This is a genomic window from Delftia sp. DS1230 (assembly GCF_040112715.1).
Classification (GTDB): domain Bacteria; phylum Pseudomonadota; class Gammaproteobacteria; order Burkholderiales; family Burkholderiaceae_C; genus Comamonas; species Comamonas tsuruhatensis.
Genome location: NZ_CP157763.1, coordinates 5824697 through 5836836, shown reverse-complemented (window position 1 = coordinate 5836836; position 12140 = coordinate 5824697). Strand labels below are relative to the sequence as shown.

11 protein-coding genes are annotated in these 12140 nt (G+C 70.1%); 2 read left to right on the top strand and 9 right to left on the bottom strand.

Translation table 11 applies throughout. The annotated features are described in order from the left end of the window. Positions 1-4 precede the first annotated feature (4 nt). Genes AAN986_RS26265 through iolC form a run of 3 tightly spaced genes read right to left on the bottom strand, consistent with a single transcriptional unit; the run spans position 5 to position 3842 of the window. Positions 5-1024, bottom strand: a complete 1020-nt coding sequence (locus tag AAN986_RS26265; RefSeq protein ID WP_026062026.1) for a tripartite tricarboxylate transporter substrate binding protein — start codon at positions 1022-1024, stop codon at positions 5-7. Positions 1025-1068: 44 nt separating this feature from the next. Next, entirely contained in the window at positions 1069-1872 is an 804-nt protein-coding gene (gene iolB / locus AAN986_RS26260) for a 5-deoxy-glucuronate isomerase (protein ID WP_017404006.1), read from the bottom strand. Continuing rightward, a complete protein-coding gene (iolC, locus tag AAN986_RS26255) occupies positions 1869-3842 on the bottom strand; it encodes a 5-dehydro-2-deoxygluconokinase (protein WP_047217933.1) in 1974 nt (657 codons plus the stop codon). The genes iolB and iolC overlap by 4 nt, the downstream gene beginning before the upstream one ends. 104 nt (positions 3843-3946) lie before the next feature. On the opposite strand from iolC, the gene AAN986_RS26250 reads away from it, so the two are divergent. Further along, positions 3947-4843: a MurR/RpiR family transcriptional regulator gene (locus AAN986_RS26250; protein ID WP_047217895.1), complete on the top strand. Its 897-nt coding sequence runs from the start codon at positions 3947-3949 to the stop codon at positions 4841-4843. 15 nt (positions 4844-4858) lie between these two features. On the opposite strand, the gene AAN986_RS26245 is transcribed toward AAN986_RS26250, so the two are convergent. The 5 genes from AAN986_RS26245 to AAN986_RS26225 all read right to left on the bottom strand — a co-directional run bounded on the left by AAN986_RS26245 (position 4859) and on the right by AAN986_RS26225 (position 9984). Beyond that, positions 4859-5857 carry an L-threonylcarbamoyladenylate synthase gene (locus AAN986_RS26245; RefSeq protein ID WP_016449127.1) on the bottom strand — a complete coding sequence of 333 codons (999 nt, stop codon included), beginning with the start codon at positions 5855-5857 and terminating at the stop codon, positions 4859-4861. 11 nt (positions 5858-5868) lie between these two features. Beyond that, positions 5869-7035, bottom strand: a complete 1167-nt coding sequence (locus AAN986_RS26240; protein WP_047217896.1) for a 5-(carboxyamino)imidazole ribonucleotide synthase — start codon at positions 7033-7035, stop codon at positions 5869-5871. Continuing rightward, positions 7032-7529, bottom strand: coding sequence for a 5-(carboxyamino)imidazole ribonucleotide mutase (gene purE, locus AAN986_RS26235; protein ID WP_016449129.1), 498 nt, complete (start codon positions 7527-7529; stop codon positions 7032-7034). The genes AAN986_RS26240 and purE overlap by 4 nt, the downstream gene beginning before the upstream one ends. 83 nt (positions 7530-7612) lie before the next feature. Beyond that, positions 7613-9001: a hypothetical protein gene (locus tag AAN986_RS26230; protein ID WP_047217897.1), complete on the bottom strand. Its 1389-nt coding sequence runs from the start codon at positions 8999-9001 to the stop codon at positions 7613-7615. After that, positions 8998-9984 (bottom strand): ABC transporter ATP-binding protein, encoded by a 987-nt coding sequence (locus AAN986_RS26225; RefSeq protein ID WP_047217898.1) that lies wholly within the window; start codon positions 9982-9984, stop codon positions 8998-9000. Before AAN986_RS26225 ends, AAN986_RS26230 begins: the two co-directional genes overlap by 4 nt. Positions 9985-10252: 268 nt before the next feature. Here AAN986_RS26225 and trxA point away from each other — a divergent pair, with 268 nt between their 5' ends. Continuing rightward, positions 10253-11209, top strand: a complete 957-nt coding sequence (gene trxA, locus AAN986_RS26220) for a thioredoxin (RefSeq protein ID WP_016449132.1) — start codon at positions 10253-10255, stop codon at positions 11207-11209. Between the two features lie 63 nt (positions 11210-11272). On the opposite strand, the gene AAN986_RS26215 is transcribed toward trxA, so the two are convergent. Next, complete coding sequence (locus AAN986_RS26215; RefSeq protein WP_047217934.1) at positions 11273-12079, bottom strand: aminotransferase class IV family protein; 807 nt, start codon at positions 12077-12079, stop codon at positions 11273-11275. Between the last annotated feature and the right edge of the window lie 61 nt (positions 12080-12140).

The window sequence follows — 12140 nt, the reverse complement described above, 5'->3', positions numbered from 1 at the left end:
CGCTTCAATCCATTTTGATCTGGGCCGCCTTGATCACGCCGCTCCACAGCGCCTGTTCCGAGCGCACGAAGCCTGCGAACTGCTGCGGCGTCATCTCCATGGGCTGTATGCCGATCTCTTCGAGCTTGGCACGCGTCTCGGGGTGGCGCAGGGCTGTGGCCAGGCTCCTGTTCAGGCGCTCGGTGAGTGCAGGGCTCAGGTGGGCGGGGCCGACGAAACCCTGCCAGGCATAGGCTTCGAAACCGGGCACGCCGGCCTCGGCCATGGTGGGTACGTCGGGCAGGATGGGCAGGCGCTGGGGCGTGGCCACGGCCAGCACGCGCAGCTTGCCCGCGCGGATGGCCGAGATGCTGGGCGGCAGGTCCACGAACATGGACTGGATCTGGCCGGCCATGAGGTCCTGCAGCGCCGGGGCCGAGCCCTTGTAGGCCACGTGCAGGATCTGGGTGCCCGTGCGCTGCTTGAACAGCTCCAGCGCCACGTGCAGCGGCGAGCCCGGCCCCGACGAGGCCGAGGAGATGCCGCCCGGCTCCTTGCGCGCCATGGCCAGGAATTCCTGCACGTTCTTCGCGGGGAAGGACGGATGCACGGCCAGCACCAGCGGCATGCGGCCCAGGCCGCCGATGTAGCTGAAGTCCTTGCCCGCGTCATAGCTCAGGCGCGCATACATGGCGGGGTTGAAGGCCAGCGTGCCCGAGTCGGCCGTGCCCAGCGTGTAGCCATCGGCCGGGGCGCGTGCGATCAGCGTGGCGCCGATGATGCTGGCCGCGCCGGGACGGTTGTCCACGACCACGGGCTGGCCCAGGTCCTTGCCCATCTGCACGGCCAGCTGGCGCGCGATCACGTCGGTGGTGCCGCCCGGTGCATAGGGCACCACCCATTTGACGGGCTGGGTGGGCCAGGCTGGCGCACCCTGGGAGGAGGGGGCTGGGGTGGATTGCGCCTGGGCGGTGCCCATGCCCAGCGTCAGCAGGGCGCAGGAAAGCCAGGCCTGGCGGTGCAGGACCATTGGGTTGAACAGCATTTTTTGTCTCCGGTGGTTTTTATGGGTGTCTGTTGCGCCGTGCGTCAGCGCGGCCGCAGCATCCATTCATGCGCGGGGTCGTTGCGGAAGGCCCAGCGCCGCTCGGGCCCGGCCATGGTGTTGAGGTAGTAGAGGTCGTAGCCGTGCGGGGCCACGCAGGGGTGGTAGCCGCGCGGCACCATCACGGTGTCGCGATGCTCCACCGCCATGGCTTCGTCGATGCTGCGGTCATCGGTGTAGACGCGCTGGAAGGCAAAGCCCTGGCTGGGGTTGAGCAGGTGGAAGTAGGTTTCCTCCAGCACGGTCTCGGCGTCCGGCGCGGCGGGGTCGGCGCTGTCGTGCTTGTGCGGCGGGTAGCTGGACGAGTTGCCCGCCGGCGTGATGACCTCGACCACCAGCAGGGACTCGGCCGCCTCGGTCTCGGGCAGGATGTCGCAGACATGGCGCGTGTTGCTGCCCTGGCCTCGCACGCTGCGGCGCATGCTTTCGGGCGCGATCACGCGCGTGGCGTGGCGGCCCGTGGCGGGTGCGGCGCTCAAGGCAACGTCGGCTGGGCTGCGCGCCGTGATGCGCAGGCTTTGGCCGGGCGGCACGTACACGGCCGTGGGCGCACTCTCCTCGAACACGCTGGCGCGGCTGCCCAGGGCGCTGAACGCCTGGCTGCCGACCTGCACATCCACCTGGCCGGTGAGCACGGTGATGCAGTATTCAAGCGGTCCCGTGGACAACTCCTCCTGCTCGCCTGCCTGCAGCCTCAGGGCCTTGAAGTGGATGTGCTTCCAGCCCGCACTGGCCGGCGTGATGTCGGTGACGATGCGGCCGGGCGCGGCCTTGACGAGCAGGCTCATGCTGCAGCTCCTTCGGTGATGTCCTGGGAGGTTTCCACGCGGCTGGCATCCCAGCCGGCGATCAGCGCACGGAAGTTGGCGGCGACGGCATCGCGCAGGCCGGCATCGTCCAGCTCGTTGCGCAGCCACTGCAGGGCCGGGCCGGCCCAGACGCTGCGGCCGATCATGAAACCCTTGACCACGGGCGCCCGCGCCTGGGCAAAGCCCTGCACCAGTTGCTCCACGGGCTGGGACAGGCCCAGGATCACGGCGCCCCGGCACCAGGGATCGCGTTCGTTTACCAGGGCGTCCAGCGCCTCCCAGTTCTCGCGCGCCATGATGCCGACCTTCCACCATTCGGGCCTGAGGCCCAGGTCGTAGAAATGGCGTATGGCGCGCAGCACGGCCTCGCCCCGGTCGTCGGGCGCCAGCGTGTCCTTTGGCGGGATCACTTCCAGCAGCAGCTCATGGCCGCTGGCGCGCGTGGCGGTCCAGACCTGCTGCAGCCAGGCATCCTGCTCGGCGCGCAGTGCGGGCGTGTCGTCGGGGTGGTAGAAGACCAGGCATTTGACGGTATGGCTTTGCGGCCAGTGCAGCAGCTCGGAAGCCAGCGAGTCCGTGCCGTCGAAGCGCAGCGGGCGCGAGCCCGGCCGCTCGATGGGCCGGCCTATCCACCAGCCGCGTCCCGTGGCGTCGTGCAGCGCGGCCTCGCCCAGGTCGTGCCGGCCGTCGATCAGCACGCCCATGCGGCCCGCATTGCCCGGGTCGCGCTCGACCTGGGCGACCACCTCGTTGATCAGCCGCTTGAGCGGGCGCAGCCGCGCGGGCGCTGCGCCGGCCTCGCGCGCCAGATCGTCGAACTGGCTGCGGTGGTCATAGGCCAGCACGCACAGCGCGGGCCACTGCGGCCGCGCGCGGCTGACGCGGTGCAGGTGGGACAGCTCGGGGTCCTGGTCGGGACGCGGATGGCGGTGGCCCGAGAACCAGTGCGCCAGCTCGGCCTGCGTGGGCATGGCCGGTGCGCAGCCATGGCGCGAGACCACGATGGCGCCGCAGGCGTTGGCAATCGCCGCAGATGCCTCCAGGCTCTTGCCGCGCAGCAGCCCCGACAGAAGGCCGGAGGCAAAGGCATCGCCCGCGCCCAGCACATTGAGCACTTCCACGCGTTCGCCCGGCACCGTGGGCGCATCGGCGATCGCATCGGGCACCTCGCCCTCGATCAGCGAGCAGCCCAGCGGCCCGCGCTTGACCACGAAGACGGCGCGGCTGCACGCGCGCACGCGGCGCAGGCTGGCGATCAGGTCACCCTCCACGCCACCGGCGATCAGCCATTCCTCCTCGGTGCCGATGATGAGTTCGAACGGGCCCAGCTCGGCCTGCAGCCTGCGGCTGACCTCGGCGCTGGCGACATAGCGTGTCTCGCCGTCGCCCCGTCCGGTCAGGCCCCACAGCACGGGCCGGTAGTCGATGTCCAGCACGCGCACCAGTCCGTGGCGGCCCGCGATCTCCAGCGCCCTGCGGCTGGCTGCCAGCACGCCGGGCGCGCTCAGGTGGGTGCCCGTGATGGCCAGGCAGCGGCAGCGGGCCAGGAATTCCTCGCTGATGGCTGCGGCGTCCAGCGCCATGTCGGCGCAGTCCTCGCGGGCGAACAGCAGGGGGAAGGTCTCCTGGTCCTTGATGCCCAGCAGCACCATGCCGGTCAGGCGCCGGGCATCGACCTGCACCTGGCTGGTGTCGCAGCCCTCGCGCTGCAGCGTCTCGACCAGGAAGCGGCCGTTGTGCTCATTGCCCACGCGCGAAATCATGGCCGAGCGCAGCCCCAGGCGCGCCGTGCCGAAAGCCATGTTGCCGGAGGAGCCGCCCAGGTACTTGGCAAAGCTGCCGGCCTCCTCCAGGCTGCAGCCTATCTGCTGCGCGTAAAGGTCCACGGCCAGACGGCCCAGGCAGGCCACGTCCAGCGGACGGTCGGAGGGAAAGTTCAGCATGCTCATGGTCATAGGCCCGTGCGTTGCGAGGGGCCCGGGGCGTGCGGGCCTCCCCATAATCGTTGCGTTCGTGCGATCATAGATCGAAATAGAAAATATTTTCCACAAATATGAAAAATAGAAAAATATCAGCCGATGCGGGCGCCACTGCGGCCTGTGGCCCCTACGCCGACCGCGCTGCCTTCCTGGACGTGCTGCGCCAGGGCTTCGAGGCGCTGAGCCGCCAGCTCAAGGCCATAGGCCGGCATGTGGAGATGCAGGGCGACCGCCTGGCCTTCGACGGAATCCAGGCCACGGCCGAACAGTGCGGTGTGCAGCCTTCTGCCGTGGTGCGCTTTGCCAAGCATTTCGGGTTCTCGGGCTACTCGGAACTGCAGGCGCTGTTCCGCGCCGATGCGGCGCGCCAGCTCTCGGCCCAGCATGACTACCAGGACCGCATCCGGGGCCTGATCGCCTCGGGCAACGAACCGCGCAGCGGCGCGCGCCTGGCGCACGAGGTCATCGAAGGCAGCATCGAAAGCCTGCAGGCCCTGCAGCGCGGCCTGCCGCCGGAGCAGTTCGAGGCGGCGGTGGACCTCATGCTGGATGCCCCCTCACTGTGGCTGGCCGCCTCGCGCCGGGCCTTCCCCGTGGGCGCCTACCTGGCCTATGCGCTGCAGCACACCGAAAAGCCCGTGCACTGGCTGCACGGCCTGGGCGCCATGCAAAAGGGCGAGCTGCGCGCGCTGTCGCCCGGCGACGTGATGCTGGCCGTCTCCTTCGAGCCCTATGCGCCCGAAACGCTGGAGGTGGTGGACGCGGCCCTGGCACGCGGCGCGCGCCTGCTGGCGCTGACCGACAGCCAGCTCAGCCCCCTGGCATCCCGCGCCACCGTCACCCTGCTGGCCCAGGACGCAGCCACCTTCGGCTTTCGCTCCCTGACCAGCACGCTGACCCTGGCGCAGTCGCTGTTCCTGGCGCTGGCCTACCGGATGGAGCTGGCGTACGAGCCGTCCCGCAAGCCTTAGAAGAGGGTGTGGGTGTCAGCCGGCCGCCGCCGCGCGCAGCAGCCGGTCGCGCACGCCTTCCCAGTCCGGCGTGTCGGGCGGGGTCTCGATCCAGATTAGCTGGGCGCCGATCTCGTCGAAGTCGCGCAGGGCGCCGAACAGCTCGCGCGCGGTGGCGGCGGCGTCGGCGGGCATGGCGCGCAGCGTGACGGCGCGCGAGGCGGTGCGCAGCGGTGCGCGGTGGTAGACGGCCAGGTTCCGGGCGTCGGCGCCCAGCACGTCCAGCCCGGCCTGCAGCTGCCTTGCATCCATGAGCCGGACCTTGGCGTTGGGCGCGTAGTGGGCCAGCAGGGTGCCGGAGGCGCGTGGCGTGTTCTCCAGCAGCTCGTCCTTGGACAGGGGGCGCTGGCCGCAGGCGCGCTCGATATCGTCGCGCGTGATGGCGCCGGGGCGCAGCAGCACGGGCACGCCGCGCGTGCAGTCCACGATGGTCGATTCAATCCCCACTTCGCAGGCGCCGCCGTCCAGCACCAGCAGCGTGTCGCCGAACTCGCCGGCCACATGGGCCGCCGTGGTGGGGCTGACGCGGCCGAACTTGTTGGCGCTGGGCGCCGACACGCCCCAGACGGGCGGCTGCAGCTGCTGGCAGGCGGCCAGCACGGCATGGGCGACGGGATGGGAGGGGCAGCGCAGGCCCACGCTGTCCTGGCCGCCGGTCGAGGCCCGGGCGGCTTGGGGCAGGCGCGGCAGGATGAGGGTCAGCGGGCCGGGCCAGAAGGCGTCGATCAACTGCTGCGCGAACAGCGGCACTTCGCGTGCGTAGCGCGTGATGGCGCCGCTGTCGGCCACATGCACGATGAGCGGATGGTTGGGCGGCCTGCCTTTGGCGGTGAAGATCTGCGCGACGGCCGCGTCGTTGTCGGCGTCGGCCGCGAGGCCGTAGACGGTTTCCGTGGGCAGGCCCAGCAGTTCGCCGCGCTGCAGCGCCTGTGCGGCGGCCTGGACAGAGGCCGCCAGCGTTCCATCAAGAATCATCGCGCGGGCCTTCAGAACGGCTCTATACCCAGGATGGCAGCGGCCTGCAGGGCGGTGGAGCGCACGGCCTCGGGCGTGGGGCCGGTGACGTTCAGGTGGCCCATCTTGCGGCCGCGCTTGGCGTCGTGCTTGCCGTACAGGTGCAGGTGGCAGCCGGGCAGGGCCAGGACCTGGTCCCAGGCCGGCGCCTTGGCCTGTTCGCCGTCCTTGAACCACAGGTCGCCCAGCAGGTTCAGCATGATGGACGGGCTGTGCTGGCGCGGCTGCGTCAGCGGCAGGCCGGCCATGCAGCGCACCTGCAGCTCGAACTGCGAGACATCGCAGGCGTTCTGGCTGTAGTGGCCGCTGTTGTGCGGGCGCGGCGCGATCTCGTTGACCACGAGCATGCCGTCCTGCAGCACGAAGAATTCGACGCAGAGCACGCCCACGTAGTCCAGGCCGTCGGCCACGGAACGTGCGGCGGCCAGCGCCTGCTCGACCTGGGCCTGTGGCAGGTTGCCTTCGTAGACCTCGGTGACGGAGAGGATGCCCTCGCGGTGCAGGTTGCGCTGCACGGGCAGGTTGACCATGGAGCCGTCACGGCCGCGCGCCACGATGACCGAGCATTCATGGGCCAGCGGCAGCATTTTTTCCAGCACGCAGGCCACGCGGCCCAGTTGCTCCCAGGCGGTGGCCAGCTCGGCGGCGTTCTTCACGCGCACCTGGCCCTTGCCGTCGTAGCCCATGCGCGCGGTCTTGAGGATGCCGGGCAGCAGGCTGGCGTGCACGGCGGCCAACTGGGCGGGCGTCTCGATCACCGCGTAGGGCGCGCAGGGCACGCCGCAGCGCACGAAGTGGGCCTTCTCCTGGGCGCGGTCCTGGGCAATGGCCACGGAGGAGCCGGCCGGCGAGACCGGCCGCTGGGCGGCCAGCAGGTTCAGCGCCGCGGCGGGCACGTTCTCGAATTCGGTGGTGACGGCGGCCGCCAGGCGCGCCAGTTCGGCCAGGCCCTGCGGGTCCTCGTAGGCGGTGCGTATGTGGTGGTGGCTGACCAGGCCCGCGGGGCTGGTCGGGTCGGCGTCGAGTACGGCCGTGAAATAGCCCATGGCCTGGGCCGACTGCACGAACATGCGGCCGAGCTGGCCGCCGCCCAGAACGCCCAGGGTCGCGCCGGGCAGGATCACTTCAGCGGCGCTCATGCGGCCACCGAGGGAAGCGTCATGGCACGCGCGGCGGCGGTCTGCTCGGCGCGGAAGGCTTCGAGCTTCGCCCGCAGGGCCGGGTCCTCATTGGCCAGCAGGGCCACGGCGAACAGGGCCGCATTGGCCGCGCCGGCCGCGCCGATGGCAAAGGTGGCCACGGGCACGCCCTTGGGCATCTGCACGATGGAGTGCAGCGAGTCCACGCCCTGCAGGTGGCGGCTGGCCACCGGCACGCCGAGCACGGGCACCACGGTCTTGGCGGCGATCATGCCGGGCAGGTGTGCGGCGCCGCCGGCGCCCGCGATGATGGCCTTCAGGCCCCGGCCGGCGGCGGCCTCGGCATAGGCGAACATGTCGTCGGGCATGCGGTGGGCCGAGACGACCTGGGCTTCATGGGCGATGCCAAATTGCTGAAGAATGGCAACTGCGTGCTGCATGGTCTCCCAGTCGCTGCTGGAGCCCATGACCACACCGATCTGGATGGAGTTCATGTCGTGAGGGCGCCTGCGGCCCGGCCTAGTGGAACCCGCGATTTTACTTTTTTAGTCCGGATCGGCCCGCATCCCCCTGCAAATCACCGCACAGCCGTGTGCTGCTCGCGCGCAAAACCCAGCACACGCTGGCGAAACACATGGGCCAGCCAGGCCAGGGCCATCGCCACCTGCACGGCCAGCGACAGCCACATGCCGCTGGTGACGGGCTTGGTCAGGCCGGCTGCCAGCGGCTGGGCTAGCATGGCGGCATCGGCCCCGGCCAGGCCAAAGGCCAGCAGCGGCAGCACGATGTTGACCAGCAGCCAGGTGACGGCGAACGCGGCCAGCGGCGACTTGATGCGCCCGGCCAGCATGGAAAAGCCCGTGGCCAGCGCGGCATCACGCAGCAACTGCGCCGTTGCCAGTGCCGCCAACTGGGCTGTGCCGGGCAGGATGGGCTGGCCGCCTGCGGGCCACAGCAGCCACAGCGCACAGGCCAGCACGGCCAGCAGCCAGCTCACAGGCCACAGCGGCAGGGCCTCGAGCGCGCCACGCCAGCGCCCCTGCAACACGCACCACTGCACCTGTCGCCAGCTGCGCAGGCCCTCGTCCATGCCGTGCAGGCAGACATAGGCCGTGCCCGCCAGCGCCAGCCCGGTGGTCCAAGCGAAGAAAGAGGCCGGGCCGGGGCCCTGCAACTGCATTGCATCGAGGTGCATGCCGCCAAAGGCCAGGCCCGCCACGCACAGGCCCAGCGGCCAGGCCCAGGGCAGGGTGCGCACATCCAGCCGCGTGCACAGCAGCCGCCACAGGGCCAGCAGGCCCAGCCCCAGCGCGATGGCGCCGAACAGGTAGATGGCGCCGCGCCCGTGCAGCGGTAAGGACCACCACAGCACAGGGCGGCCTTCCTCGCGGCCCAGCTGCTCGGTCAACCGGCCCAGGATGGGGCCGGGCAGCACCATCACGAACAGCAGCGGCACCAGCACGAAGCGGATGCGGCGCGCAGGCTGCTCCTTCGGACCCCAGCCCATGAGCACGGAGTGCATGCTCCAGGCCTGCAGGGCCAGGCCCCACAGCGCGGCCTGCAGCACGGCGTGCACGCCCCAGGCCAGCCCGCCCGGCTGGCCTGCCGAGGTGGCCAGCACGGCCAGCGCGCACCACAGCATGTACAGCCAGGCCGGCAGCGGGGCGCCCAGCAGCTTGCCCCAGGCCATCTGCCAGGGCGTGAGGGCTGACAGGCGCTGCCAGTCCCAGGTGTGCTGGCGCGCTTCCTCGTTGAGGCCGCGTCCGGCCAGCACGCTGCCCAGGCCGGCCGCGGCGATCCACATGCCGACCAGGGCGGCGATCAGCAGCGTGTGCAGGCGGCGGTCGGGCTGGACCAGGGCCATTGGCGTGGCCAGCAGCAAGGCGGTGAGCAGCAGGCTCCAGCCCAGCTGGGACGGCCGCCAGTTGAGCCAGAGCTGGCGCTGGAATTCGGGGTTGTGCGTCATGGCTGTTCCGCAGGGGTGGGGGTTGCTGCGTTCTGCAGGCCGCGCGCATAGCGGTCCTGCAGGCGCTCGCGCACCGGGGCCAGGCTGGCCACGGGCAGGCCGGTACCGACCAGGCGGGCCAGCAGATCGGCGCGCTCGCGCGGCAGGGTGGGCAGCCACAGCTGCAGATGCACCAGGCCCTGGTCATCGGGCGGCGGCACAGGGGTGTCGGGAAGGACCAGATGCAGCTGCCGTGCCAGCGACCCGGCCGAGGCACCCGGGGGCGGCGCCAGCTCCAGTGCGTACAGTGCCAGCGGCGCATCGCCGCCGGCGGCAGGTGCCTTGATGCCGCCGTGCAGGGCCTCGTGGCTTTCCACGCGGCCGCCGCGCAGGCTCAGGATGTGGGTACAGTACTCGTCCAGCTCGCTGAGGATGTGGCTGGAGACGATCAGGGTCATGCCCTGGGCCTGCAGCGCACGCATCAGCCGGGACAGGCTGGCGCGTGCCTCGGGATCCAGGCCGCTGGCCGGCTCGTCCAGCAGCAGCACGCGCGGCTGGTGGACGATGGCCTGGCCGATGGCCACGCGCTGGCGCTGGCCGCGAGACAGCTCGGTGGGCAGGCGCTCCAGCAGGTCGGCCAGGCCCAGCTGCCCGGCCACGTGCGCCACGCGCTGCGGCGCCTCGGACGGGGGCACGCCCATGGACAGGGCTGCGTACTGCAGGCAGCGCCGCACGCTCAGGCGGTCATAGAGGCCGAAGAAATCCGACAGATAGCCCAGGTGCCGGTGCACTTCGCGGGGCTGCTCCTGCACGGCAATGCCATGCACCTCTACCTGGCCCGACAGCGGCTGGTCCAGCCCGGCGATGCAGCGCATCAGCGTGGATTTTCCGGCGCCGTTGGGCCCTACCAGGGCCGTGACGGTGCCTGCGGCGATATGGACGCTGACGCCGTCCAGCGCGCGGTGGCCCGGGTACTCGAACACCAGCTGCGAAACCTTGATCAAGGCGAGCCCTCCCTCATTGTGTTGATGGCAGGCCGCAATGGCGGCTCAGCGCGCCAATATAGCCCAGCGCTGCCGCGCCTCGTCCCCGGTCGGGCGGCTTGAAATGCACGCAGCCGGCTCCCAACTGGGGTGGTTGCCGTCCATGGCGCCCACGCCATGGAATTGCTGGAGAATCACACGGTCCGCATCGGAGGCATCCGGCCGCCGAACTCCGAACCGCCACAGTTCGCGCGCCCTGGCCGCGCGCCTTGCCACAGGGTCTGATCACATGATTGATGTCACCATTGAGAATTTCGAAGCCGAAGTCGTCGCCGCCTCCATGCAGGTGCCGGTGCTCGTCGACTTCTGGGCGCCCTGGTGCGGCCCGTGCAAGACGCTGGGCCCCATCCTGGAAAAGCTGGAAGTGGCCTACGAAGGCCGCTTCAAGCTGGTCAAGATCGATTCCGACCAGGAGCAGCAGCTGGCCGGCATGTTCGGCATCCGCTCCATCCCGACCTGCATCCTGATGATGGGCGGCCGGCCCGTGGACGGCTTCATGGGCGCCCAGCCCGAAGGCAAGCTGCGCGAGTTCCTGGACAAGCACCTGCCCTCCGAAGGCGAGCTGGCGGCCGAGGCCGAAGCCGACGAGGCCCACCAGCTGCTGGAAGCCGGCGACACGCAGGCCGCCCTGCAAAAGCTGGCCGATGCGCTGGCCGCCGACCCAGCCAACGACGATGCGCGCTTCGACTACGTGCGCCTTCTGATCGCCACGGGCGGCTACGAAGAGGCCGGCGCCCTGCTGACCGAGCCGCTCAAGCGCATTCCCCAGCCCACGCGCTTTGAGGCGCTCAACCAATGGCTGCAGTGCATGCTCTTCGTGCACAACGACGATCGCGGCAACTGGGAGTTTGCCCAGTTCGATGCCGTCATCGCACAGAACAAGCGCGACTTCGACACCCGCTTCGGCAAGGCCCAGGCCCTGGCCGCCGAAGGCCAGTGGGCAGCCAGCATGGACGAGCTGCTGGAAATCATCATGCGCGACAAGGAATGGAACGGCCAGGCCGCGCGCAAGCTCTATGTGGGCATCCTGGAACTGCTCACACCCCCGAAGCCCAAGAAGCAGGACGCCATCCCCGGCAAGAGCAGCGGCGGCATCGAGCTGCTGGGCAAGGGCGCGGCCGAGCAGGACGAGGCCACGCAGCTGGTCAACGGCTACCGCCGCAAGCTCAGCATGGCGCTGAACTGAGTCCGGCCGCACGCCGGTGAAGAGACGGGGAGCCTTGCGGCTCCCTTTTTTCATGGCGAGGGCTCAGGGTGCAACCGGCTCCTCGGCCGCATGCGCGCGGTGCAGCAACTGCACGAAGCCGGGCGCATCCGGCAGATGCACATCCGCCAGGCGCCTGACCGCAATGCCGGGGGACCATGAATTCATCACCACGGCGCCGGCCATGTCGGGCAGGTCGGCCAGGGTCAGAACGGCCTCGCGCTGCGCCACGCCCATGCGCTGCAGCTGGCGGCGCAGCATGGACTCGGTCGTGCCCGGCAGCACCTGGGCGCGTGGCCAGACCACGGCATCTCCATCCCAGAAGGCCAGGTTCCAGATGGTGGCCTCGCCAATACGGCCGTGGCGATCGGCAAAGGCGGCATCGTCAAAGCCCTGGGCTACGGCGCGACGCAGCAGATGCGTCTTCGCCATCTCGCCCACATGCTTGAGGTGGGGCAGCATGCGTTCATGCTCGAACAGCGCCAGGCTCAAGGGCCCGGCAGGGCCCGAGGCGGGTGCCGAGGTCCGCACCAGCATGCGCGGCCGCGCATCGGCGGCCGTGAATTCACCGGCAGGCGAGTACACCGTGGCGGTCAGCGACACATCCTGCGGACCACCGGCAAGCGCCGCCCTCAGCTGTGCCTGGACATGGTCATCGGACAAGGCCTGGCCGTACAGCTCCAGCGAGGCCTGGCGCAAGCGCTGCAGATGCAGGTCCAGCCCGCGCAGCCTGCCGCCGCGCACCTGCATGGCCGTGAAATGGGCATGGCCTGCAAAGGCCAGGGCGGCGAGTTCGGCCGCCGTAACGGGCTGCCCATCGATAAGGCTGGTGAAGAAAGAGGCGGTTTCCATGGATTCATCCATCAACAAGTTTTCTTGATTGTTCGATGGCGGTTCCAAAAGAGGAAGCAAG